This is a genomic window from Kribbella sp. NBC_01484 (assembly GCF_036227145.1).
GTDB lineage: Bacteria > Actinomycetota > Actinomycetes > Propionibacteriales > Kribbellaceae > Kribbella.
Genome location: NZ_CP109437.1, coordinates 490,581 through 514,570, shown reverse-complemented (window position 1 = coordinate 514,570; position 23,990 = coordinate 490,581). Strand labels below are relative to the sequence as shown.

The 23,990-nt window shown below is 68.1% G+C and carries 24 protein-coding genes; 12 read left to right on the top strand and 12 right to left on the bottom strand.

What is annotated here, in order from left to right; genetic code table 11:
• The first annotated feature begins 2 nt into the window (after positions 1-2).
• The 4 genes from OG555_RS02405 (at position 3) to rsrA (ending at position 2,535) form a co-directional block, all read left to right on the top strand.
• Positions 3-803 carry an SOS response-associated peptidase gene (locus tag OG555_RS02405; protein WP_329480722.1) on the top strand — a complete coding sequence of 267 codons (801 nt, stop codon included), beginning with the start codon at positions 3-5 and terminating at the stop codon, positions 801-803.
• 37 nt (positions 804-840) lie between these two features.
• Entirely contained in the window at positions 841-1,482 is a 642-nt protein-coding gene (locus OG555_RS02400; RefSeq protein WP_329480721.1) for an alpha/beta hydrolase family protein, read from the top strand.
• A 127-nt stretch (positions 1,483-1,609) separates the two neighbouring features.
• Complete coding sequence (locus OG555_RS02395; protein WP_329480720.1) at positions 1,610-2,260, top strand: sigma-70 family RNA polymerase sigma factor; 651 nt, start codon at positions 1,610-1,612, stop codon at positions 2,258-2,260.
• Complete coding sequence (gene rsrA, locus OG555_RS02390; RefSeq protein ID WP_329480719.1) at positions 2,257-2,535, top strand: mycothiol system anti-sigma-R factor; 279 nt, start codon at positions 2,257-2,259, stop codon at positions 2,533-2,535. Before OG555_RS02395 ends, rsrA begins: the two co-directional genes overlap by 4 nt.
• A 151-nt stretch (positions 2,536-2,686) precedes the next feature.
• On the opposite strand, the gene OG555_RS02385 is transcribed toward rsrA, so the two are convergent.
• Positions 2,687-5,158, bottom strand: a complete 2,472-nt coding sequence (locus OG555_RS02385; RefSeq protein WP_329480718.1) for a tetratricopeptide repeat protein — start codon at positions 5,156-5,158, stop codon at positions 2,687-2,689.
• Between the two features lie 337 nt (positions 5,159-5,495).
• Entirely contained in the window at positions 5,496-5,570 is a 75-nt protein-coding gene (locus OG555_RS42695; protein ID WP_369759046.1) for a 50S ribosomal protein bL37, read from the bottom strand.
• A 274-nt stretch (positions 5,571-5,844) separates the two neighbouring features.
• On the opposite strand from OG555_RS42695, the gene OG555_RS02380 reads away from it, so the two are divergent.
• Positions 5,845-7,194, top strand: coding sequence for an HD-GYP domain-containing protein (locus OG555_RS02380; protein ID WP_329480717.1), 1,350 nt, complete (start codon positions 5,845-5,847; stop codon positions 7,192-7,194).
• A complete protein-coding gene (locus OG555_RS02375; RefSeq protein WP_329480716.1) occupies positions 7,194-8,474 on the top strand; it encodes an HD-GYP domain-containing protein in 1,281 nt (426 codons plus the stop codon). The genes OG555_RS02380 and OG555_RS02375 overlap by 1 nt, the downstream gene beginning before the upstream one ends.
• Here the strand turns inward: OG555_RS02375 and OG555_RS02370 are convergent.
• The 3 genes from OG555_RS02370 to OG555_RS02360 all read right to left on the bottom strand — a co-directional run bounded on the left by OG555_RS02370 (position 8,436) and on the right by OG555_RS02360 (position 11,122).
• Positions 8,436-9,062, bottom strand: coding sequence for a DUF5317 domain-containing protein (locus OG555_RS02370; protein WP_329480715.1), 627 nt, complete (start codon positions 9,060-9,062; stop codon positions 8,436-8,438). The two genes, OG555_RS02375 and OG555_RS02370, sit on opposite strands and share 39 nt — an antisense overlap.
• A gap of 117 nt (positions 9,063-9,179) precedes the next feature.
• Positions 9,180-10,835 carry a monocarboxylate uptake permease MctP gene (gene mctP, locus OG555_RS02365; protein WP_442914478.1) on the bottom strand — a complete coding sequence of 552 codons (1,656 nt, stop codon included), beginning with the start codon at positions 10,833-10,835 and terminating at the stop codon, positions 9,180-9,182.
• Positions 10,832-11,122 carry a DUF3311 domain-containing protein gene (locus OG555_RS02360; protein WP_329480714.1) on the bottom strand — a complete coding sequence of 97 codons (291 nt, stop codon included), beginning with the start codon at positions 11,120-11,122 and terminating at the stop codon, positions 10,832-10,834. The genes mctP and OG555_RS02360 overlap by 4 nt, the downstream gene beginning before the upstream one ends.
• Before the next feature lie 83 nt (positions 11,123-11,205).
• Here OG555_RS02360 and OG555_RS02355 point away from each other — a divergent pair, with 83 nt between their 5' ends.
• On the top strand, positions 11,206-12,183 hold the full coding sequence (locus OG555_RS02355; protein WP_329480713.1) for an endonuclease/exonuclease/phosphatase family protein: 978 nt from the start codon (positions 11,206-11,208) through the stop codon (positions 12,181-12,183).
• On the opposite strand, the gene OG555_RS02350 is transcribed toward OG555_RS02355, so the two are convergent.
• On the bottom strand, positions 12,167-13,075 hold the full coding sequence (locus OG555_RS02350; RefSeq protein WP_329480712.1) for a DUF2785 domain-containing protein: 909 nt from the start codon (positions 13,073-13,075) through the stop codon (positions 12,167-12,169). The two genes, OG555_RS02355 and OG555_RS02350, sit on opposite strands and share 17 nt — an antisense overlap.
• Before the next feature lie 104 nt (positions 13,076-13,179).
• Between OG555_RS02350 and OG555_RS02345 the strand changes: the two genes are divergently transcribed.
• Positions 13,180-14,658: a sensor histidine kinase gene (locus OG555_RS02345; protein ID WP_329480711.1), complete on the top strand. Its 1,479-nt coding sequence runs from the start codon at positions 13,180-13,182 to the stop codon at positions 14,656-14,658.
• 109 nt (positions 14,659-14,767) lie between these two features.
• Here OG555_RS02345 and OG555_RS02340 read toward each other — a convergent pair whose 3' ends face one another.
• The gene (locus OG555_RS02340; RefSeq protein WP_012922773.1) at positions 14,768-15,019 is read right to left on the bottom strand and encodes a WhiB family transcriptional regulator; all 252 of its coding nucleotides are present in this window, start codon (positions 15,017-15,019) and stop codon (positions 14,768-14,770) included.
• 567 nt (positions 15,020-15,586) lie between these two features.
• On the opposite strand from OG555_RS02340, the gene OG555_RS02335 reads away from it, so the two are divergent.
• Positions 15,587-15,865 (top strand): hypothetical protein, encoded by a 279-nt coding sequence (locus OG555_RS02335; protein ID WP_329480710.1) that lies wholly within the window; start codon positions 15,587-15,589, stop codon positions 15,863-15,865.
• Positions 15,866-15,869: 4 nt separating this feature from the next.
• Here OG555_RS02335 and OG555_RS02330 read toward each other — a convergent pair whose 3' ends face one another.
• The 5 genes from OG555_RS02330 to OG555_RS02310 form a co-directional block, all read right to left on the bottom strand.
• Positions 15,870-16,664 (bottom strand): RNA polymerase sigma factor SigF, encoded by a 795-nt coding sequence (locus OG555_RS02330; RefSeq protein WP_329480709.1) that lies wholly within the window; start codon positions 16,662-16,664, stop codon positions 15,870-15,872.
• The gene (locus OG555_RS02325) at positions 16,661-17,053 is read right to left on the bottom strand and encodes an ATP-binding protein (protein WP_329480708.1); all 393 of its coding nucleotides are present in this window, start codon (positions 17,051-17,053) and stop codon (positions 16,661-16,663) included. Before OG555_RS02325 ends, OG555_RS02330 begins: the two co-directional genes overlap by 4 nt.
• A 123-nt stretch (positions 17,054-17,176) precedes the next feature.
• Positions 17,177-17,995, bottom strand: coding sequence for an amino acid ABC transporter ATP-binding protein (locus OG555_RS02320; protein ID WP_329480707.1), 819 nt, complete (start codon positions 17,993-17,995; stop codon positions 17,177-17,179).
• The gene (locus OG555_RS02315) at positions 17,995-18,957 is read right to left on the bottom strand and encodes an amino acid ABC transporter permease (protein WP_329480706.1); all 963 of its coding nucleotides are present in this window, start codon (positions 18,955-18,957) and stop codon (positions 17,995-17,997) included. Before OG555_RS02315 ends, OG555_RS02320 begins: the two co-directional genes overlap by 1 nt.
• A gap of 7 nt (positions 18,958-18,964) precedes the next feature.
• Positions 18,965-19,867, bottom strand: a complete 903-nt coding sequence (locus OG555_RS02310; protein ID WP_329480705.1) for an ABC transporter substrate-binding protein — start codon at positions 19,865-19,867, stop codon at positions 18,965-18,967.
• A gap of 360 nt (positions 19,868-20,227) precedes the next feature.
• Here OG555_RS02310 and OG555_RS02305 point away from each other — a divergent pair, with 360 nt between their 5' ends.
• From OG555_RS02305 to OG555_RS02295, 3 genes are all read left to right on the top strand, one after another.
• A complete protein-coding gene (locus tag OG555_RS02305) occupies positions 20,228-21,424 on the top strand; it encodes an NAD(P)-dependent malic enzyme (protein ID WP_329480704.1) in 1,197 nt (398 codons plus the stop codon).
• Positions 21,425-22,464: 1,040 nt separating this feature from the next.
• Positions 22,465-23,433: a zinc-binding dehydrogenase gene (locus tag OG555_RS02300; RefSeq protein ID WP_329480703.1), complete on the top strand. Its 969-nt coding sequence runs from the start codon at positions 22,465-22,467 to the stop codon at positions 23,431-23,433.
• Entirely contained in the window at positions 23,434-23,943 is a 510-nt protein-coding gene (locus OG555_RS02295) for a GNAT family N-acetyltransferase (RefSeq protein WP_329480702.1), read from the top strand.
• Positions 23,944-23,990 lie beyond the last annotated feature (47 nt).

The following is a 23,990-nucleotide window of genomic DNA, read 5'->3' as shown; positions in this document are numbered from 1 at the left end:
GTATGTGCGGTAGGTATGCGTCCAGCCGGGACCCGTCCGATCTTGTCGTGGAGTTCGAGATCGAGGCGGGCAACGTCCGCGAGGCCGTGCAGGAGTTGCCGGACAACTACAACGTGGCGCCGACCGATCAGGTGATCGCGGTGGTCGAGCGGAAGAACCGTGAGGTCCCCGACGACACGATCCGCAAGCTGACGACGGTCAAGTGGGGGCTGGTCCCGTCCTGGGCGAAGGACACCTCGATCGGGAACCGGCTGATCAACGCGCGGATGGAGACGGTCGCCGAGAAGCCGGCCTTCAAGAAGGCGTTCGCCACCCGGCGCTGCATCCTGCCGGCGGACGGCTACTACGAGTGGTACACGGCCGAGGAGAAGGTGAACGGCAAGCCCGTCAAGCAGCCGTACTTCATCCACCCGGCCGATGGCGGCGTGCTGGCGATGGCCGGGCTGTACGAGATCTGGCGGGACAAGTCGGTCGAGGACCCGGACAAGGACGAGGCCTGGCTGTGGACCTGCACGGTCCTGACCACCACGGCCACCGACGACCTCGGCCGCATCCACGACCGGATGCCGCTGCTGGTCGAGCGGGAGCGGTACGACGCGTGGCTCGACCCACTGTCGTCGGATCCCGACGATCTGCTCGAGCTATTGGTGCCCGCCGCGCCCGGACGGTTGGAGGCGTACGCCGTCTCGAGGGCGGTCAGCTCGGTGAAGAACAACGGACCCCACCTGCTCGACCCACTGCCGCCTGACGGCATCGATCCGATCGACAAGCCGGCCGCGCCGGAGGAGACCACCCTCTTCTGACGTTTCGTGTCCACTCATTCCAGGTCGTGATGACAGGATGGGCCGGGTGACCGACGAACGGATTGTGCGGACGCCGCACGGGGACGCCCGGATCGTGGCGCATCGGGCCCGGCGGCCGGTGGCGACGCTGGCCCTCGGTCATGGCGCCGGGGCCGGGATCGAGTCCGGTGACCTGGCCTCGCTGGCCGCCCGGCTGCCGAAGCAGGACATCAACGTGTTCCTGATCGAGCAGCCCTGGCGCCGGGCCGGGAAGAAGCTCGCGCCGGCGCCGAAGATCCTCGACGAGGCCTGGATCGCGATCATCGGCCAGCTCCGGGTGCGCACCCCGCTGGTGATCGGTGGCCGCAGCGCGGGGGCCCGGGTGGCCTGCCGGACCGCGAGCGGTCTGGGGGCGTCCGGCGTACTCGCGCTGTCGTTTCCGCTGCACGCACCGGGGAAGCCGGAGAAGTCGCGCGTCGACGAGTTGCAGGCCGCCGGGCTGCCGACGCTGGTCGTGCAGGGGGAGCGGGATCCGTTCGGGACGCCCGAGGAATTCCCTCCGCTGACCGAGATGGCCGTCGTACCGGACGCCGACCACTCCTTCAAGGTGCCGAAGCGGGCGGAGCTGGATCAGCAGGAGGCCTACGACCTGCTGGTCGAAGCCGTGTTCGAATGGGTGAGCCGCGAAGTGTCCGGATAGTGGTCAGCCGCTGACCGGTCCTGCAGGCGGGAATGGCCCCGCGACCGGGCGTGTTGTGACCAACATGATGGCGACGAGAGAGGCTCCGGCGAGGACACCTGGGCAGACCCCGGTATTCTCGATCACGATGCCGACTCCCACCACGACCGAGACACCCGAGCAGCGGACCGCGCGCTTCGAGCGCGAGGCGCTGCCTTTCCTGGACCAGATGTACGCCGCGGCGATGCGGATGACCCGTAATCCGTCGGACGCCGAAGACCTGGTGCAGGACACTTTCGCGAAGGCGTACAGCTCGTTCCATCAGTTCACGCCGGGCACCAACCTGAAGGCGTGGCTGTACCGGATCCTGACGAACACGTTCATCAACGGATACCGGAAGCGGCAGCGTCAGCCGACGCAGTCGCCGACCGAGGAGATCGAGGACTGGCAGCTCACCGCCGCCGAGTCGCACACTCCCGGCGGCCTGAAGTCGGCGGAGGCGGTCGCCCTCGAGCACTTGCCCGACTCCGACGTCAAGGAAGCCCTGCAGACCATCCCGGAGGACTTCCGGCTGGCCGTGTACCTGGCCGATGTCGAGGGCTTTGCCTACAAGGAGATCGCCGACATCATGGGAACGCCGGTCGGCACCGTGATGTCCCGGCTGCACCGTGGCCGGCGCCAGCTGCGTGAGCTGCTGGGGGACTACGCCCGGGACCGCGGTCTGATCCCGACGTCGGACTCCGACGAGACGACGCCGGCCGCGAGCACTGACGCGACCGCGGAGAAGGAGGAGTCGTGAGCTGCGGCGAGCACCACGACGTCGACTGCAGTGAGATCCTGCAGCGGGTCTACGTCTTCATCGACAACGAACTCGAGGACGCCAGCACCGACGAGATCCGGCAGCACCTCGAAGAGTGCGCCCCCTGCCTGGACGAATACGACCTGGAACGCTGCGTCAAGAAACTGGTCCACCGCTCCTGCGGCTCCGACCACGCCCCCGACGCCCTCCGCCAGAAAATCCTCCTCCGGCTGACCCAGATCCAAGTAGAAACCACCATCTCCACCACGGACTGATCGACAGCAGAGGTCTGGCTCGGACCCCGTAGTGCGGGCCGCAGTAGCCTCACCGTCCCCTCGATCCCTGTTCCGGTCAGGGCCCAAGCCGGTCCGGCAAGCCCGAGATGGCTGTCGGCGCGGGAACCAGGCGCTCAGGGCGAATCCGTCCTCAGAAAAGGGTGGGGCCGAATGTGATCGCCTCAGCGCGTTGGATCTGCCCGATGAGCTCTACCGCCTCGCGCTGGATTTTCGGCGAGGCGTCGCGCAGGACCTCAGTGGCTTGGCTGAGTACGTCGATGGCCTCGGTGTGCTTGCCCTCCAGAGCCATGATTCGACCGAGCTGAAAGAGCACCCGGCCTTCTCTCAAGCGGTTTCTGACCGTCCTGGTCAATTGCAGAGAGGAACGGGCGTGCTGGGCCGCGGTGGCGAATTCGCCCAGTCTCGCGTAAACGACAGCAGCCAGCTCCCGTGCCTCGGACTCGGCATTTGAGTTACCGGATCGCTCGGCGACCTCGATGCTCGAGAACACCGACGGCAGCGCCCGCTCGATTTGGCCGGTGGCGACATGCGACTTGGCGATGTTGAGGTACCGCTTGGCGAGGGATCGGTGGTCGCCGGAGTCCTCGGCGAGCCGGATGCTCTGGGCGAACGCATCCTCTGCTTCGGCCAGCTGGCCGAGTCTGTTGTGCAGTACGCCGAGCGCGACGAACGAGACACCTTCGATGGTCGCGTCGCCGATCTGCAGGCTGAGGGCGAGTGCCTGGCGAGTGAAATCCAGTGCCTCGTCGAGTCGGCCGAGTTGCTCGAGCACATGACCCAGCGACGTGCAGCAGCGAGCCTGGCCAGTAAGGTCGGAGAGCCGACGGAACCTCTGGAGCGCGTTCGCGAGATGAGCCAGGGCGATGTCGAGATCGCCGTTCTCCGCCTCCGGGATGGCTCTGTCGTGCTCCAGCCATGCGGCGACGGCAGCCAGCCCCCGTTGCTCGGCGAGCTCGACCATTCCGGCGGAGAGGTCGCGCATCTCGTGCCAGCGCGAGCGGGATTCGTGATAGCCGAACAGTGCGAGCGTCAACTCGGGTAATAGGTCCGACCGCACCAACGAGGAGACGGATGCTTGGCGGAACCTGTCCATGACGTTGCGTTGTTCGTCGTCGAGCCAGGCGAGGGCTGGGACGGTGTCGGCCAGCGCGGCGATTGGCTTGATGTGGATCGTTGCGAGCCTGAGGCGCGGGCTGGCTTCGTGCGTCAGAGACTGGCAGGCCCAGGCGAATCCGGTGTAGAAGCGGAGGATGCGTTCGAGGCCGGCGTCGCGTACTGGCGGCGTGAGGGCTTGGTCGGCGAGCTCGCGGGCGTAAGCGCGGATGAGGTCGTGGAAGCGGTAGTGCTCGGGCGCGACGGACTCGAGCAGGTTGAGGTCGACGAGGCGTTCGAGGATGGCATCGGCGCGGCGGACGGGAACGTCGAGCAGATGAGCCGCGACGACCGTGAGCAGGTCTGCTCCGTCGGGGATGCTGAGCAGTGGCAGCGCCCGAGCGGCTTCGCGGTCGAGGTCGCGATCGCTGGACTCAAGGAAGCGCACGGAACTGGCAATGCTCGCGCGGACGCCGGTCTCGTCGGAGCCGAGGCTGTCGAGCCGGCGTTCTTCGTCGTGGAGGAGATCGACCAGGTGCTGGATCGGCCAGGCCGGGCGGGCGGCGAGCCGGCCGCCGATCAGCCGCACGGCCAGTGGCAGGCGACCGGTGAACGAGATGAGCATCTCCGCCGCGTCCGGCTCGGCAGCGACGCGGGACCGGCCGATGACTCCGCTGAGGAGCTCGATGGACTCCGACTCCGACAACGCGTCGAGCCGGATCTGGCGTGCACCAGGCAGCGCTGCAAGCGAACCACGGCTGGTGATGATCGCCGCCGACCCCGGGCTGCCGGGGAGCAGTGGCATCACCTGCCGTCCGTCGGCAGCGTTGTCGAGCAGCATCAGCATCCGGCGCCCGGCGAGCTGCGATCGCAGCAGGGCAGCCGCTTCCTCGACGGCTTCCGGGATCAGCTGGGTGTCCACGCCGAGCGAACGAAGCAACTGGCGCAAGGCGTCGGCGGCGCTCATCGGCTGACCCGGCCCGTAGCCGCGCAGGTTGAGATAGAGATGGCCGTCGGGGTAACTGTCGGCCAGTCTGTGCGCGGCCTGAACCGCCAAGGCCGTCTTGCCGATACCGCCCATACCGGTGACCGTGACCAGGCCGACGGCATCGCTGCGTAGGCCGGCGGGAGCTCGCAGAACCGACAGAATCGCCTCGACCTGGGCAGCGCGGCCGGCGAAGTCCGGCACTGCCGGCGGTAGTTGCCACGGCACCGGTAATGCGTCGCTCGCCACCGGGATCTCCGCTTCTGGTGCGTGACTGCGAGGTTCGTGACGCTTGCCGCGGGCAACGGCCAGGAACTGTTCGGCCTCGTCGGCGTCGAGTCCGAGGGCTGCGGTCAGTGACCGAATGGTGTCCATCCGGGGTCGGCTGCGGGTGCCGCGTTCGAGCACGCTGATGGCCTGCTCGCTCAGACCGGCCTCCTCGGCCAGGGCTGCTTGGGTGAGCCGGGCCCTGGCCCGGAACCCGCGCAGGAGTTCGCTCAGGCTCACAGTGGACAGCCCACCCACCTCCCTCACTCGTTGGTCGCCACTCCGCTACGTACGGTGCCAGGACATCCGGCCCTAACTCTAGGAGCATCCGCCGACTGTCCGCCGAAGTTATCCACACCGTCACCTGGACCGGTTCAGGACAGGGGACCCGGAGGCGTTCCTGCGGCGGTATGCGAAGGGGCAGTCGGCGGATCGGCCGCAATACCCAACACTCGTTTGAAGCTAGCATTCAGTATGCGCGCGAGGACTCTCCGAATGCGGAACCTCTGAGAAAGGTGGTCTGGTGTAAACCTGTGACCAAATTGCAAGGACCCCGGATTTCGCCGGGGTCCTCGCTTTGCGTAGCCGCCTGCAGTCAGGCGTTGGGGCGCTTACCGTGGTTCGCGCCCTTCTTCTTGCGTGCGCGGCGCTTGCGGCCGGTCTTGCCCATTTCTAAGCCTCCTTGAAACAACTGCAAAGAGTCACAGTCTCTCATACCCTGGCGGGCTCTTCCTCCCGTGCGGCGGGTCACGGGTCTGGCTTACAGTGTTTCGGCGCAGCGAGAATGAGAAAAATACTGATTAGTCAGTGATGTGCTGTCTGCCCCCCTACGCCCCGGTCCCCCCTCGGGACGTAAGACTGCAACCGCTGAACGGAGGTGCGACATGTTTGCCGACGGCTGGGACTGGTAGTCCGATCGAGTCCGTCCGGGTAGCGTTGCGCGCGTGAACCGGCGGGTGCTGCTTAGGCTCGTGGTGGTCGTCGCGACTGCCACGGCTGCGGTCATTCTCGGATTCGCCGCAGCGCACGCGACGTTTGACGCGCCCACCGTCTGCCTCGGACTGTTGATGCTGGCCGGAACTGTGCTCCGGCCCCGAGTGGGACAGATCTATCGGACCTCGCTCGACTATGTGGTTGTCATCGCGCTCTACCTGTTGTCCGGAGTGGCGTCGGCAATCCTGGTCGGCGCGGTCGGTGCGCTGTCCCAGGACCGGCGCCACCCGCTGGTCAAGAAGGTGTTCAACGGCGCACAGTCGGTGATCTGTGCGGCAGCCGGCGGCTTGGTCTTCCACGTCGCCGGAGGTCCGACGGGTGTCGCCGTACTGCGCAATCCGTGGGACGCGATCTGGACCACCACCGCGGCCAATCTGGCCTGGCTGATCATCAACGCGTTGCTGCTGTGCGTGGTGCTGTCGCTCGAACCGGGAGATCCGACTCCGCTCGCGTTCCTGCGGAAGGTCGCGCTGCCGACGTTGCCGTCCCTGCTCGGCTACGGGCTGCTCGGCCTTCTGCTCGCGGTCGCCTGGCTGTCCGGTCTGAGTTTTCTCTCGATCGTGCTCATCTTCGTGCCGCTGTACGTCAGCCGTTGGGCGCTCACGCAGTACGAGGCCGAGCGACGGGCGCAGGCTGCGACCATGCGGGCCTTCATCCAGGTGATCGAGACCAAGGACCTCTACACCCGGGGACATTCCGAACGGGTCAGCGAGGGAGTGGGCATGCTCGGTCGCCAGTTGGGGCTGGCCGACGACCGGCAGACGGCCCTCGAGCATGCCGGCCTCCTGCACGACGTCGGCAAGGTCGGTGTGCCGACCAGCATCATCCAGAAGTCCGGCCGGCTGGACGATTCGGAGATGGACGCGATCAGGCTTCACCCGGCCCGCGGGGTCGAGCTGATCGGCAACATCCCGTTTCTCGAAGAGGTCAAGTCCGCCGTGCTGCACCATCACGAGAAGTACGACGGCTCCGGCTACCCGGCCGGACTGAGTGGCGAGAACATTCCGTACTTCGCCCGGATCATCGGCATCGTGGATGCCTTCGACTCCCTGACGTCGACGCGTTCCTATCGTCCGGCGCGGGGCGTCGAGGAGACGCTTGCCATCCTCGTCCAGGATCGGTTCAGCCACTTCGATCCGCGCTTGGTGGACGCGTTCGTCGAAGTGATCCGGAAGGACGGCTGGACGACGGCGGCCGACCAGCCGGCGCCGGACGGCACGGTACTGGCCACGATCGATCACGACGACCTCAGCCTCGGTAGTGGTGGCGGAGCGAGCGGCAGCGCGGCAGGGCCGGACTGATGGCCGCCGGGTTCACCGAAGGGCAGGAGCTGCGCCGGATGGGCAGCGGCGTGGTCATCGTCGCGGCCGGTGTGATCCTGGCCGCCATAGCGATCGTCGTGACGGCTCGCTACGGCGTCACGGAATGGGCGTACGCGCTGACCTTCGGTGCCCTGATCACGATCGGCGAGATGGTGCAGTTCCGCGTCGATCGCATCCGCAACCGGGCTCCGATCGCCACCAGCGCGGCGCTCGGGTACGCGATGCTGCGCGGGCCTTCGCTCGGGCTGCCGCCGGACGTCGCCCAGGTCGCGGCGGTCACCGCCATCGCGACGGTCGGCGGGATCCTGCCGCGGGCGATCGCCGGCCTCCCGTCGGATGTCGTCGTCTCGTGCCGCCGTGGGATCTCCGTCGCCTGCGCTGCCGCGGTCTTCGCCGCACTGACGCCCCGGGATCTCATCTGGACGGGGCACTGGGCGGACGCGATCTGGATCGGCGGAGCGATGCTGGCCGCGGTCCTGAGCGCCGGCATCAGCGACGCGGTGATCGGTGCCGGACAAGCGACCGAGCGCTACAACAGACCCTTTCCCGCGGCCTTGCGGGACGAGCTCACGGTGATGACCAGGATCGGCATGGCCATGGGCATCACGGCGATCCTGCTCGCCACGGGCACGTCGCTGATCGGCCTGTGGGCGCCGCCGGTGGTGATGGTGCCGCTGCTGCTGACGCAGTTTGCGTTTCGGCGGTTTGCTTCGGCACAGCGGACTTATCGGACCACGGTGCGGTCGATGGCCCGGAGCACGGAGATCGCCGGGTTCAGTAGTCCGGGGCAGAACGCGCGGACGGCCCAGTTGGCGGTGGCTCTGGGCAACGATCTGGGGCTGACTCTGGCGCGGATGGAGGCGTTGGAGTATGCAGCGTTGTTGTCCGGGGTGGGGCAGTTGGCGTTGGCGGATCCCAGTCCTGGTGGGGCTTCGTTGTTGCGGACCCGGGAGGAGCGGCAGCGGGCGGCGGCGATCGGGGCTGCGGTGATCGAGCGGTCGGGGGCGCTGGATCATGTGGCGGAGATCGTGCGGCACTCCAACGATCCGTACCGGCACGGGCGGGCGAACAACTCCGACATCCCGGTCGAAAGCGGGATCGTCAATGTCGCCCTGGCTTACGAACAACTGGTGGGTGAGGGGACCGGACAGTCGCCGGACAAGGCGATGGAGTCGATCGGCCTGGGAATCGGAGCGGAGTACGACCCGCTCGTGGTCGAATCACTCCGGCGCGTGATCGGCCGCGGCTTCCGCTTCTGAGGACAGGCGCAGCAGCGCGGGAGTGCCGGCGCAGGGTTCCAGCTCGTCCCACACCGGCGCGGTCTCGGCCGGGACCCGGCCCGATCCGCCCATCCCGGCGTACAGGAGCAGTCCGGCTCCGGCCGCAATCAGTACGTCGCCTGGACTGACCCCCTGACCGAAGCCCGGGAGAGCCACTGGTACGACGTCTCCCAGCCAAGGCAACCGGGTTGCGGCGTCGGACAGCTCATGCCGCGGGTCGCCCAGGACAGCAGCGCCCACGCCCGCGCGGGACAGGGCAGCGAGCGATACCGGCATGGCGCCGTTCAGAGCCACTACCAGGGCGTTGGAAAAGAACCCCAGCGCCAGTAGGCCGACGCCGGGGTGGCGGAGGTTCAGCCGCAGGAAGACGGCGATGCAGACCGCGGACCCGATCAGTCCGACCGGGTACGCCGTACCTCCGAAGAACGAGCCGAGGAGCTGGCCGATGGCGGCCGCGGCCAGCCAGTGCACGCCGGTCAGGGAGTTGTCGGCCAGTCGTCCGAACTGTCCACCGGTCGCGAGTGCCGCGGCGGCGGCGAGCACCATGACGAGGAGGACCAGCAACACCCTGGCGATTCTGCCGCGCCGGCGGCCCGAATCCGGGCAAGCAGACCCCGCAGCGTGTCGATATGGCGGCAAAACGTGACGGCGACCCTTCAGCGGAAGGGTCGCCGCCACCAGCGATTACGACTTGGCTGTCGCCGCGCCGCCCTCGTCCAGGAACTCCGGCAGGTCCTGCACTCCCGGGTCGCCCTTGTCCGCGACGTAGTCCGTGTGATGCGTGCTGTCGACGCCGTCCGGCACCTTGAGCGCCCGGAACAGCACCGTCAGCACGATCACCACGATCAGGTTGATCACGAAGGCCGTCAGCGCGATGTAGACCTGCGTGTGGGTGAACGGGATGTTCGCCAGCGAACCGCCGAAGTGCTTCTTCGTCGCCGGGTTGATCACGTTGCGGGCCTCGATCGTCCCGAACACCATCGCCACCGCCCAGCCGGCCAGCAGCGCCCAGCGGTGGAACCACCGGGTGTACAGGCCGACCACGATCGCCGGGAAGGTCTGCAGGATCCAGATCCCGCCCAGCAGCTGCAGGTTCAGCGCGATCGTCTTGTCCATCCCGAGCACGAACACCAGCGCGCCCACCTTCACCAGCAGCGAAGCGAGCTTGGAGACCTTGGCCTCCTGGGCGGGCGTCGCGGACGGCTTGATGAAGTCGCGGTAGATGTTGCGGGTGAACAGGTTCGCCGCCGCGATCGACATGATCGCCGCCGGTACCAGCGCGCCGACCGTGATCGCCGCGAACGCGATCCCGGCGAACCAGGACGGGAACTCCTGGTCGAACAGCCGCGGGATCGCCAGCTGCGGGTTCGTCAGGCCGTCCAGGCCCTTCGTGTTCACGTTCGCCTTGATCGCCATGAAGCCGAGCAGCGCGAGCAGGCCGAGCAGCAGCGAGTACGCCGGCAGGATCGCGGCGTTCCGCCGGACGATGTTGCGGTTCTTCGTGGACAGCACCGCGGTCACCGAGTGCGGGTACATGAACAGCGCCATCGCCGATCCCAGCGCCAGCGTCCAGTACGCCGAGAAGCCCGCCTCACCGGGGATGAACGCGCCGACCGGCTTGCCGGTGACCGGGCTGGTCGCGGTCAGCTTCTTCTCCGCGGCGCCGAAGATCGCATCCCACCCGCCGAGCACGTGCGGCAGGTAGAAGATCGCCACCGCGATCACCAGGTAGATCAGGCCGTCCTTGACGAACGCGATCATCGCCGGCGCCCGCAGACCCGAGGAGTAGGTGTACGCCGCCAGCACCGCGAACGCGATCAGCAACGGCAGGTCCTTGGCCAGCGTGTTGGTGCCGCCGAGCCCCATCGTCTCGAACACGGCCTGCATACCGACCAGCTGCAGGGCGATGTAGGGCATGGTGGCGAGAATGCCGGTGACCGCCACGGCCAGCGACAGCGCCTTGCTGCCGTACCGGCCGCCGACGAAGTCCGCCGGGGTCACATAGCCGTTGCGGTGGGACACCGACCACAGCCGGGACATGAAGATGAAGATGATCGGGTAGACCACGATCGTGTACGGCACCGCGAAGAACCCGCTGATCGCACCGGTCGCGTACATCGCGGCCGGTACGGCGATGAACGTGTATGCCGTGTAGAGGTCGCCACCGAGCAGGAACCAGGTGATGAAGGTCCCGAACCCGCGGCCGCCCAGACCCCACTCGTCCAGGTTCTCGAGCCGTCCCTCGCTGCGCCAGCGCGCGGCCATGAAGCCCATCACGGTGACGGCGCCGAAGATCACCACGACGATGATCAGCTGGACCCAGTCGACACTCGTGTTCACCGGCCCGCCTCCTTCGCGGTGCCGGCGGAGTCGGGACGCTCAGGGTCACCAAGCCCCTGAGCGGCCCGCCGCTTGCGCTCCTCGGCGCTCACCAGGCGGTAGCAGATGCTCACCAGGATCGCGGACAGGAAGACCCACATGAGCTGGTACCAGTAGAAGAACGGGAAGCCCCACAGCCTGGGCTTGTCCTTGGCGTAGGTCGAGACCAGGAGCGGTATGACGATCGCGATCGCCAGCAGGACGCCGGAGATCCAGTACGCGGGTTTGACCGCGGACAATCGGGACACTGCAAACCTCCTCGGGACGTAGCAGGCGCAACGGAGCACGCTACCGTTCGTCCGCATGACCGACTAGATCTTCAGGGTGGTTCATGGATAACGAACGCGCATGGTTGGTCCGGCGGGTCGTGCTGTCCGTGTTGTTCCTGGTGGTCGTTGCCGTGCCGCTGTATCCGGAGCTGTTCGGGCTGGACGAAGTGACGCCGTTCGCCCAGCTCGTCGCCTTCCGGCCGCAGGGGCTTGCCGTGGCGCTGGTGCTGGCCCTGGTGATGCTCGTACGGCGGGGCTGGCGCCTCGCGGCAGCCCTTGTCGCCGTACTGGCCCTGACCGGAGCCGCGTTGACCGCACCGCGGCAGTTCTCGGACGCACGACCTGCACCGGCCGGGTCCCGGGTGCTGACGATCATGGTGGCCAATCTGCTCGGCGGCGGGGCGGACGCGGGCGCCGTCGCCGAGGTCATCCGGGCGCGGAGGCCCGATCTGGTTTCGTTGCCCGAGGCACCGGTCGACGTCCGTGAGGAGATCCGCGCGCAGCTGCAAGACCTGCAGTACAGGGGATATACGGCGCAGCCGAGCAAGGCGGTGGAGAGTGCGACGAGTGTGCTGGTCTCGCCGTCGCTCGGTCCGGTGGCCTTCCGGGCCGAGCCGGGGACGGCCTTCGGCCACATCATCGTGACCGGCGGCAATCTCGGGGAGATCCGGCTGATCGCCTACCACGGCTTCCCGCCGCTGCCGGACGCGGTGACGACCTGGAAGCAGGACCTCCAGGTGCTCCGGCGCTGGTGCTCGGAGGATCCGCCGACGATCGTGGCCGGCGACTTCAACGCGACGCTCGATCACGCGGACTTCCGGCACGCGCTGGGCGGCAACTGCCGGAGCGTGGCGCCGGCGGTGGGCGGTGGGCTGGTGGGGACCTGGCCGGCGGATCAACCGGCCGTCGTGCGGGCCCAGATCGACCACGTGGTGGTGACCCGGCAATTCCAGCCGGAGCGGTTCACGACGTACGCGATCCCGGGCACCGATCACCGTGCGGTCGTCGCGACCGTCGCCGCACCTATGACTGCGGGTTAGTCGCGGGACGGTAGATGTAGGGCTGCGACGCCTGGACCGATTCGGTCACCATCAGCAGCAGGTCGGCGCGGGCCTCGATCGGCCGGCCGAAGAGCTCGTCGTCGCCCGGGATCGGGAAGCCCTTCACGCCGATCGCGAGCTGGCTCAGCAGCACGTGCAGCACGCCGCGGGCGTTGAACACCGACGGTGTCGGCCACTCCGGCAGGGTCTCGTGCATCAACGGCTGCTGCGCCGCGGTCGCCGCGATCGGCTTCAGCCAGCGCTCGAGCTCGTCGCTGGTCAGCATGTTCCGGTGCAGGATCGTCATCACCGCATGCGCGACGCGGTCGTGCTCCTCGTGCACCCAGCGGTACTGCGTGTCCTTGACGATCCGGTCCGCGAGTACGTCGAGCAGCGCGCGGAGGACCCCGGCGTCGCAGTGCCGGGAGCGGGCCAGCGCGCCGATCGCATCGGCGCCGTGGGCAACGGCATGCGCCCAGCCGCAGTCCGGCACGAACCCGCGCAGGTCGCGCTCCCGCAGCAGCCAGGTGGCCAGCCGGTCGCCCCACCGCATCACCACCTCGTCGTGCACCAGGAACTCGGCGTTGTCGCGGTGGATCACCTCCGCGAGCGTCAGCGCGGTGAACGAGCGGCGGAACACCGTGTCGGTGCCGTCCTCACCCAGCCCGTAGTTCAGGCCGGCGCACAGACCGTCCCCGAACCCGGGCAGGAGATCGTCGTACACCCCGCGCTCCAGCCAGGTCGCCAGCGTCGGGTAGGCCAGCGCGTCGCGGACCTGCGGGTTGGTGCTGGCGAGGCCGCGGACGAGCTCCTCGGTGAGGTCGGCCAGCGCACGGTCGCCCGGTACCGCGTAGTCCGCGGCCATCACGTCCTGCCAGTACGTCGACTCCACCCGAGCATCCTTTCATCCGGCCCTGATCAATCAACACCTACCCGCACCTACTTGTCGAGCGGACCACCGCAGGTACTGGTATACGCCATCGGTAGCATCGAACCGTGCCGTCTCTGACCGACGTGGCCCGTAACCACACGACCCTGGACCAGGCCGACCTGGATCGCCTGCAGTTGCTCGTCTCCGACTGGCAGATGCTGGCCGACCTGTCGTTCGCCGACCTGGTGCTCTGGCTGCCCGACACCGAGGGGCTCGGGTTCTGGGCCGGGGCGCAGATGCGGCCCACCACCGGGCCCACGGCGTACCTGGACGACATCGTCGGCAGCTTCATCCCGCGCGGCCGCCGGCACCTGCTCGACCAGGCGTACGACGGCGGCCGGATCTGTCGCGAGGGCGACCCGGAGTGGCGCGACGACGTCCCCGTCCGCGTCGAGACGATCCCGGTACGCCGCGGCACGCGCGTGATCGCGGTGATCGCGCGCAACACCAACCTGCTCGGCGTCCGGACGCCGTCGCGGCTGGAGATCGCCTATCTGCAGAGCGCGACCGACCTGGCCCGGATGATCACCGACGGCATCTTCCCGTACGGCGGGGAACGGCTGCTGTCCACCACCCCGCGCGTGGGTGACGGGTGCATCCGGGTCGATCGGCACGGAATGGTGACGTTCGCCAGCCCGAACGCGTTGTCGGCGTACCGGCGGATGGGACTCGTCACCGACCTGGTCGGGAGCAGGCTGAAGGACGTCACCGGTGAGCTGCTGCACAGTGGGCACAAGGTGGACGATGTGCTGGCCTCGGTGCTGACCGGGCGGGCGGCCAAGGAGATCGAGATCGAGAACTCCGACGCCACGCTGTTCCTGCGCGCGATCCCGCTGCGCGCGGACGGGCAGCACGTGGGGGCGCTGATCCTGCTCCGGGACGTGACGGAGCTGCGGAGCCGGGAGCGGGAGCTGGTCACCAAGGAGGCGACCATCCGGGAGATTCATCATCGCGTCAAGAACAACTTGCAGACCGTCGCCGCGTTACTGCGGATGCAAGGACGGCGGATCACCGTGCCGGAGGGCCAGGCCGCGCTGGCCGAGGCGGTCCGGCGGGTCGGGTCGATCGCGATCGTGCACGAGACGCTGTCGGAATCCTTCGACGAGCATGTGGACTTCGACGACGTCGCGGACCGGATCGCGCTGATGGTGGCCGATGTGTCGACCGTCAACACCTCCGTCGAGACCAAGCGGAGTGGGAGCTTCGGCGTTCTCGACTCCGAGATCGCGACCCCGTTGGCGATGGTGCTCACGGAGCTCATGCAGAACTCGGTGGAGCATGCGTTCGGTACGCGCGAGGGCGGAGCGGCGAGCGGCACGATCGAGCTGGCCGCGGATCGCTCGGTCGGCCGGCTGCACGTCACCGTGGTGGACGACGGCCAGGGCCTACCGGCGAACTTCGATTCGGAGCTGTCCGGGAACCTCGGCCTGTCCATCGTCCGTACGCTCGTCATCGGCGAACTGGACGGCACCCTGCAGTTCGGGCCCCGCCACGACGGCAAAGCCGGCACCCAGGTCACCCTGGACCTGCCGGTCAAGGACTGACTCGTTACGTCCGAACATCCGAGGGTCGGAACCCTCACATCTTCGGACGCAACGCGTCCGGAAAGCGAAAGGCCCCGCGGGCTGATCCGCGGGGCCTCGGAGAATGTGGTCAGGCGGTGCGGATGCGGGCGCGAGCGTTGCGGCGCTTCAGGGCGCGGCGCTCGTCCTCGCTCAGGCCACCCCAGACACCGTGGTCCTGGCCGGCTTCCAGCGCCCAGGCGAGGCACTGCTCACGCACGTCGCAGCGACGGCACACCTGCTTGGCCTCCTCGATCTGCATGATCGCGGGCCCGGTGTTGCCGATGGGGAAGAACAGTTCCGGGTCCTCGTCGAGGCATACGGCCCGGTGGCGCCAATCCATGGCGGATCCCATCTCTCTCAGTAGTTGTCGTAGCCTGTCGGGTAGGTCTGTGCCCGATCAGCGGTGCTGTACTCGTGATTCGTCTCGCACGGGGGGTTCGTGCGTGAAGCGTGTTGTGAACGTTTTCACGAACGAGACCATGTTCCCAATCTCAGCTGGGTGAAACAAGGGTTCTGGAGTTGTCGATCAGATCACAACACTTCCTTAACACTACGAACCGGCGCACAGCGGTTCTCCCCATCCGAATATCGGACAGAGGGCTCCGGCTGCGCTCACCCGTTCACTGCAGGTAACCGTTCCAACCACCTTTTGGTTACGCACAACCTCAAATCCCTTGTGGGGCCTGGGTTCCGCGACCGGTCGGGCTCGCGGAAAGAGCAGGTGGTCGTCCCTTGCGCCCGAAGTACACCCGGCAGGGGGCACTAAGCTGGCGAAGTGCCGACCGACTCCCCAGCTGCCGCCGTACCGAGACCGCTCAAAGTAGCCGCGGCTGTGGTCGCTGCGGAAGGGCTTGTGCTCATCGTTTTGGGAATTGCCGAAGCATTTACCCTCGATCGATCCCGTTTGGTGCTCGGTCTGACCACCGCCGCGTTCTTCGTCGCGTACGGCGTCGGCCTCGGATTCGTCGCCCGTGGGCTGTCCCGGGCGTCGACCTGGAGCCGGGGCCCGACCGTGTTCGCCCAGCTGATCCAGCTCCTGGTCGCCTACAGCTTCTGGGGCGGGGCCACCAAGGCCGTCTCGATCGCGCTCGCGGTCGCGTCCGTCGGCGTCCTGATCTGCGTCTTCCAGAAGGTCTCCACCGAGGCCCTGGCCGACAACCCGACCAAGGACCACCCGGTCCTCTAGGCGGCTACTCCTTCAGAAGCCCGGTCCGCAGCTCGGTCAGCGTGCGGGCCAGCAGCCGGGAGACGTGCATCTGCGAGATCCCGATCTCCTCGGCGATCTGGGACTGCGTCATGCCGCGGAAGAAGCGCAGTGTCAGGATCCGCTTCTCCCGGGTGTCCAGCTGGGCCAGCAGCGGCTTCAGGGACTCCCGGTACTCCACGCTCTCCAACGCTTCGTCCTCGCCGCCGAGTCCGTCCAGGACTGTGGTCGCGTCGGCCTCGTTCTGATCCGGGGCGTCCAGGGACAACGTGTTGTAAGCGTTGGCGGACTCGAGCCCCTCGATCACCAGATCCGGTGAGAGTCCCAGTCGGTCCGACAGCTCGGCCACCGTCGGCGCCCGGCCCAGCTCCTGGGTCAGCTCGGCCGTCGCCGCGGTCAGCGACAACCGGAGCTCCTGCAGCCGCCGCGGCACCCGGATCGCCCAGCCCTTGTCCCGGAAGTACCGCTTGATCTCGCCCAGGATCGTCGGTGTCGCGTACGTCGAGAACTCGACGCCACGGTCGGAGTCGAAGCGATCGATCGCTTTGATCAAACCGATGGTGGCCACCTGGACGAGGTCGTCGTACGGCTCGCCGCGGTTGCGGAAGCGGCGGGCCAGGTGCTCGACCAGCGGCATGTGCAGCGCGACCAGGCCGTCGCGGGCCGCCGTGTGCCGCGGATCGCCCGCGCCGGTAGCAGCCATCGCCGAGAACAGTGCAGCCGTCCGGGTACGCAGATCTGGGGTTTCCTGGGGCTCGCCCAGGGCTCGGTCGTCGATCACGCCTTCTCCGTGGCGGTGGCGGTTGCCGTCACGGTGATGGTGAGCCGGCCATCGATGGTTTCGGCGGCCGCCGACTCGACCAGCGCGGTCAGCACGGTCCAGCCGAACGCGCTGGTGTCCGGCCGCCAGCCGTGCGGTACGACGGCGCTCGTGCGCACGGTCAGCTGCGGCGGCTCGATCTCGAACACGCACTCCAGCACGCCGTCCGAGGCTTGCGGCAGCAGCAGCGCGCAGGCCTCGTCGACGGCGATCCGCAGGTCGTCGATCGCGTCCAGGGTGAAGTCGTTGCGAGCAGCCAGGTTGCCGACCACCGACCGCGGTACCGCGATGTAGGCGCTGTCCGCCGGAATGCTCAGGCGGACCTCGGCGGAACGTCCGGTGCTGCTCACACTGCCTCCCTCGAGTCGGGCGGCCGATCGGACCACCACGTCGTACATCCTTCCACTCTGCCGGCTTGATATGCACGGCGAGAGGGCCGGTCCCGTCGACGGGACCGGCCCTCTCGCGAGGCTTCACGGGTGTTCGTGCGCGGAGCGCAGCCGGGTCAGGAACGTCTTCGTGCGCTGGTGCTGCGGGTTGTTGAGCACCTCGCGTGGCGGCCCGGACTCGACCACCACGCCGCCGTCCATGAACATGACCGTGTCGGCGACCTCACGGGCGAACTCCATCTCGTGCGTCACCGCGATCATCGTCATCCCGTCGTCGGCCAGCTCACGCATCACCGCGAGGACCTCGCCGACGAGTTCCGGGTCGAGGGCGGACGTCGGCTCGTCGAACAGCATCAGCTTCGGTTGCATCGCCAGCGCACGGGCGATCGCGATGCGTTGTTGCTGGCCGCCGGACAGCTGCGCCGGGTAGGCGTTGCAGCGCTCCGCGAGTCCGACCCGGTCGAGCAGTTTCATCGCCCGCTCCCGGGCGCTCTTCTTCGACTCGCCCCGGACCTGGGTCGGCGCCTCGATGATGTTCTGCAGCGCGGTCTTGTGCGGGAACAGGTTGAACCGCTGGAACACCATCCCGATCTCGCGCCGCTGGGCCGCGATCTCCTTGTTCTTCAGGCGATACAGCCGCCCGCCGCGATCGGTGTACCCCATCAGGTCGCCGTCCACCCAGATCCGGCCGCCGTCGATCGTCTCGAGCTGGTTGATACAGCGCAGGAACGTCGTCTTTCCGGATCCCGACGGGCCGAGCAGGCAGACCACCTGACCGCGTTCGACGTCGAGGTCGATGCCCTTCAGCACCTCGACGTGGTGGAAGGACTTGGTCACGTTCACCGCGTGCACGAGCGGTTGGGTCAGGGACTCGGCCGGCTCAGCGGCTGCCGCGGCGGTCATCACACACCCCCTGCGCCGGCTGGGCGGGTGGCCCGCGGCGCCTGGGTTCCGAAGCCCCGGCCGAAGTGCCGCTCGAGGAAGTACTGGCCGATCATCAGCACGCTCGTCGCGGCCAGGTAGTACAGCGTCGCCGCGACGGCGATCGGGAACGTCTTGTAGTACGTGCTCCCGATCGACTGCAGCTGGTAGAACAACTCGCCGAGGACCGGAACCGCCAGCAGCAGCGAGGTGTCCTTCAGCATCGCGATCGTCTCGTTCCCGGTCGGCGGCACGATCACCCGCATCGCCTGCGGCAGCACGACACGTCGCATCACCTTGCCACTGCCCATCCCGAGCGCCTCGGCCGCCTCGGCCTGGCCCTTGTCGACGCTGAGGATGCCGGCCCGGGCGATCTCGGCCATGTACGCCGCCTCCGACAGCCCGAGCCCGATCACACCGGCGACCAGACCGGTGAAGATCTGGTTCGCGTCCAGGGTGTAGAACCGCCAGTCGCCGGACAGTCCCAGCCACTCCATGATCTTCCAGTCGAAGGGCACCCCTAAGGAGACACCCTGCTGGAACAGGATGCCCAGCGTGCCCATCGTGAACAGCAGGATGTAGCGCGGGATGCTGCGGAAGAACCACGTGAACACCCAGGCCACGCCGGCCAGGATCGGGTTGTCGGACAGCCGCATCACCGCCAGGATGACGCCGCCCACCACGCCGACGATCATCGACAGCACGGTGACCAGCAGGGTGCCCTTGATGAAGCCGTTGATCACCGGCTGCTGGCTCATCGCCTGGAAGACGAAGCGCCAGTCGAACGCCTTGTTGGTCACCAGCAGGTGCACCAGCATCGCGAACAGGACGGCGATGACCGCGATCGCGACCCAGCGGCCGGGATGCCGGACCGGTACGGCATCGATCCGGCCCGGCCGGTCGGCATCCGACGCGGCCGGGCGGGCTTCGGTGTCAGTGCTCATGGTCAGCTCACGGGTTCACGGCGAAGTCGGTGATCGCACCCGAGTCGTTGTTCCACTTGGCCAGCGTGGACTTGTACGAGCCATCGGCGTTCATCGCCTTCAGCGCCTCGACGATCGCCTGCGCGAACGCGGTCTGCGCCTTCGGGACCACGTAGCCGTACGGCGCGGCGTCGTAGATGTCGCCGAGCTTCTCGAGCTGACCGTTGGTCTGGCTGATCGCGTACAGCACGACGGGGGAGTCGGCCAGCATCGCGTCGGCCTTGCCGCCGACCAGGTCCGCGGTCGCCTGGTCCTGCTTCTCCCGGACCACGAGCTTGATCTCCGGCTTGCCGTCGGCCTTGCACTTGGCCTGCCGCTTCGGGATGTCGTCCTCGAGTTGCGTCGTACCCTTCTGGACCGCGACGGTCTTGCCGCACGCGTCGTCGGGGTTGACGCCCTTCGGGTTGCCCTTCGCGGTCGCCCACAGTGTGCCGGCGTTGAAGTAGCTCACCATGTTGACCTGCGCCTTGCGCTTGTCGTTGATCGTGAACGACGAGACGCCGACGTCGTACTTGCCGCCCTGGACACCGGTGATGATGGTGTCGAACCCGGCCGGCTGCCAGTCGACCGTGACGCCGAACTTCTGCGCCACCGCGTTGAACAGGTCGACGTCCATACCGACGACGGTCTTGCCGCCCTGCAGGAACTCGTTGGGCGGGTAGCTGGCGTCGACGCCGACGACGATCTTGCCGGCGCTCTTGACCTTCGGCGGCAGGGACCCGCTCAGGTCCGGGCCGCCACTGGAGGGCGCACTCGACGGGGCGCTGGTCGGCGCACTGGTCGAACCGCCTTCGAGCGAGTTCGAACCGCAGCCGGCCGCGGCCAGAACCAGGACGCCGGACAACACCAGCGTCCTACGCAGGACAGACATCTAGCCCTCCAAACCTGGGCACCGGCAGGCCCGGCGCCATGTGTCCGCATCTTGACACAGCCGCAGGCGTGGGATGCACGGACCAACCCGGAATGGAGACCGATTCGTAGTCGTCGCGTGCGGCCCGTCGACCACCCGGGCACGCAGCGTGACGACGTACGGCGTCTCAGCCCGGCTCGACGTGGGTCGGGTCCAGAACCCGGCGGAGGAAGGTGCGGGTGCGTTCCTCCCGCAGCGAAACGGGATCGTCACCCGCTGTGGGACCCCTCACAGCAGACCAGTTACCCCTGTGGTTTACTCGTACGCACGGGCGATCCCCTGCTGTCGAACACTTCCTCCAAGTTTTCCGAAAGGGCTCTGATGGTCGCCCAGCCATTTTCACCTGAGGTTTCCGACCCGTTCGCGGGTGACGCCGTCTTCGAGCTGCACCGCGGCGGGAAGATCGAGGTGACGTCCTCGGTCCATGTCCGCGACGCCGACGACCTGTCCAAGGCCTACACGCCGGGCGTCGCCCGGGTCTGCACCGCGATCGCCGAGGACCCGTCCCTGGTACGCCGCTACACCTGGAAGTCCAACGTGGTCGCGGTCGTCACCGACGGCACCGCCGTACTCGGCCTCGGCGACATCGGGCCGGCCGCGTCGCTGCCGGTGATGGAGGGCAAGGCCCTGCTGTTCAAGGAGTTCGGCGGCGTCGACTCGGTGCCGATCGCGCTGGACTGCACCGACGTGGACGAGTTCGTCGAGACCGTGGCCCGGATGGCTCCGACGTTCGGCGGCATCAACCTGGAGGACATCTCCGCACCCCGCTGCTTCGAGATCGAGCGGCGGCTGAAGGAGCGGCTGGACATCCCGGTCTTCCACGACGACCAGCACGGCACGGCCGTCGTCGTACTCGCGGCTCTGCGGAACGCGCTCCGGGTCACCGGGAAGTCGATCGAAGACATCCGCGTGGTGATCTCCGGCGCCGGTGCGGCCGGGGTGGCGTGCGCCAGGATCCTTTTGCAGGCAGGGGTTGGCGACCTGGCCGTCGTCGACAGCAAGGGCGTGCTGCACGAGGATCGCGCCGACCTGAACCCGGTGAAGCTCTCGCTGGCCCGCGACACCAACACCGGCGGGCTGTCCGGCCGGCTGGTCGACGCGCTGGAAGGTGCGGACCTTTTCCTCGGAGTGTCCGGTGGGACCGTGCCCGAGGACGCGATCGCGCGGATGGCCGACGGGGCGATGATCTTCGCGCTGGCGAACCCGAACCCCGAGGTGCACCCGGACATCGCGCACCGGCACGCCGCCGTGGTCGCGACCGGCCGCTCGGACTTCCCGAACCAGATCAACAACGTCCTCGCGTTCCCCGGCATCTTCCGCGGGGCCTTCGACGCCAACGCGTCCCGCATCACCGAGGGCATGAAACTGGCCGCGGCCGACGCGCTCGCGAACCTGATCGCGGAAGCCGACCTGCGCCCCGACTACATCATCCCGTCGCCCTTCGACGAGCGCGTCGCCCCCGCAGTCGCAGGCGCGGTCGCCACCGCCGCCCACACCGACGGCGTCGCCCGCGCCTGAGGCACGGCTCCCGCGGTCACTCCACCGCACCCGCTCAGTGGGATATCCGGCTCTTGTGTCGTTTCCGTGGGTGCCCAATTCGGGCCAGTCGGGGGCGACTTTGTGCACCAGATACGTACGCCGAGGTCGTCGCCGTACGGATCTCGTGCACAAAGTGACCGATCGCGACGACGGGTGGTGGCAGCCGGACGGCCGGGCAGGTCAGGCGGGCAGGACGGCCGGATATCCCCTCGGTTTGTGGTTCTCCCTCGGTACACCAGGGGGGAGAACCCAGCAGTCGCAGGGATATCCGGCGCTCCGGTCGGTTCCGTGGGTGTCGCCGCGCCGTCGATCGGATCGCCAGGCCATCACAACGAGGCGAGGACGAACGCCTCCCACCGACGATCGCGGCGTGTCGATGATTGTGATGGCCGGGACGTCCGCCCACCCCCCGCCCCGGCGGTGGTGGCGGGTTGGGCGATGCCGCGCCTGGACCGGACCTGCACCACTCGCCAAGAGCGCGATGCCAGACATGCCCCGCTCGGCGGCGTGCACTCGGCGCCCGAGCGGACCGGCTTAGTGAGTGCGGCCAGTCGACGGTCGGCCGCTGTTGGTCGGCGGGGGTTTGTCCTGGGGGGAGCGTTACCCACCTCGGCGGGCCAGACTCCCCCGACCCCGATCGGAGCGGGGGAGAGGGCTGGCCACGGGTCCGTGGCGCTGGAGGGTGTGGGCACGGAGACACCGGCCCGGGATGCGCCCCGTTCTGTTCGGGTGGGGGTTTTCCTGCCGGTTTGGGGAGGGTTTTCCTCCCGGACCGGGCTAAAACCCTCCTCGGACCAGACACAGACCCCACCGAACCCCACCGACCAGGTGATGGACGATTGCGTGAGCCGAGGTCGGCCAGCTGACCGCGAACACGTCCTGTCGAAAAGTCCGCGGTACCGCGACCGCACCCGCCCACACCCACACGTCAGTCAGAAGAGCCGGATAACCCCTTGACTGGGGATGGGTGGTGAGTTCGGTAACTGACTTGGTGCGTACCACCGCCTAAGGTGGTCCGCATGCTTGCTGCCTACGCTGCCAAGTTCGACGCCGACGACCCGATCGCCGCTCTGGAGGTGGGGGAGCGCCCCGATCCGACGGTGCCCGAGGGCTGGATGACGATTGACGTGCGGGCGACGGCGCTCAATCACCACGACCTCTGGTCGCTCAAGGGGGTCGGGCTGGCCGAGCAGAGCCTGCCGATGATCCTCGGCTGCGACGCGGCCGGGGTCGACCCGGACGGCAACGAGGTCGTCGTGCACGCGGTGATCTCGGACCCGGCCTGGAAGGGTGACGAGACGCTCGACCCGAAGCGGTCGCTGCTGAGTGAGCGCTACCAGGGCACCCTTGCGGAGAAGGTCGCCGTACCAGCGCGGAACGTCGTACCGAAGCCGGCCGGGCTGAGCTTCGAGCAGGCCGCGTGTCTGCCGACCGCGTGGCTGACGGCGTACCGGATGCTGTTCACGCAGTCGGGGCTCAAGCCGGGCGACACCGTCCTGGTGCAGGGCGCGGGTGGCGGTGTGGCGACCGCGTTGATCACGCTGGCGCGGGCCGCGGGGATGCGGGTGTGGGCGACCAGCCGGGACGAGGGGAAGCGGGCCAAGGCGCTGGAGATCGGCGCGCATGACGCGTTCGAGTCAGGGGCGCGGATGCCGGAGCGGGTCGACGCGGTGATGGAGACGGTCGGTCAGGCGACCTGGTCGCACTCGCTCAAGTCGCTCAAGCAGGGTGGCACCCTGGTCATCTCCGGCGCGACCAGCGGCCAGGCGCCGAAGTCGGCTGAGCTGAACCGGATCTTTTTCCTGCAGTTGCGGGTCCAGGGCTCGACGATGGGCACCAGGACCGAGCTGGCCGAGCTCATGCAGTTCATGGCGACCGCCGGCATCTCGCCGCACATCGACTCGATGCTCCCGCTCGCCGACGCCCGCAAAGGCTTCGCGAAGCTGAACGAGGGCGACGTGTTCGGCAAGATCGTCTTTACTGTCTGAGTGCAACCAGAGATCAGGCCGGCTGGAGTCGAGGACGCCGAAGCCGGCGCATGGTGTCATCTGCAGTGCTGGCTGGAGGCGTACGCCGATCTCGTCGATCCCGCCAAGCTGGCCGAGCGGACCGCCGACATCGACACCCGGATCGAGCGCTGGACGACCGCCGCGAAGGAAGGCCGGCCACGCTGGGTCGCGCTGAACCCGGACCCCGAGGCGCCGGTGCGGGACCGGGTGGTCGGATTCATCGCGATCCGGCCGACCCAGGACGAGGACGCGCCGGTCCCGATCGAGGTGCAGGCGATCTACACCAGGAAGGCCTGGTGGAGCACTGGGCTCGGCAGCCGGCTGATGGAGGTTGCGATTGGCAACGCGCCCGCCAGCCTGTGGGTGCTGGACGGGAACGAGCGGGCCCAGGCGTTCTACCGCCGCAAGGGTTTCGTCGCGGACGGGACGGTCGCCGACGAGCCGTTCTTCGACGTCACCGAGCTCCGGATGGTCCGCCGAGGGGCCTAGCGTCACCGGCACAGCTGTGACACAGGCGGCGTACGACGTTTCATGGC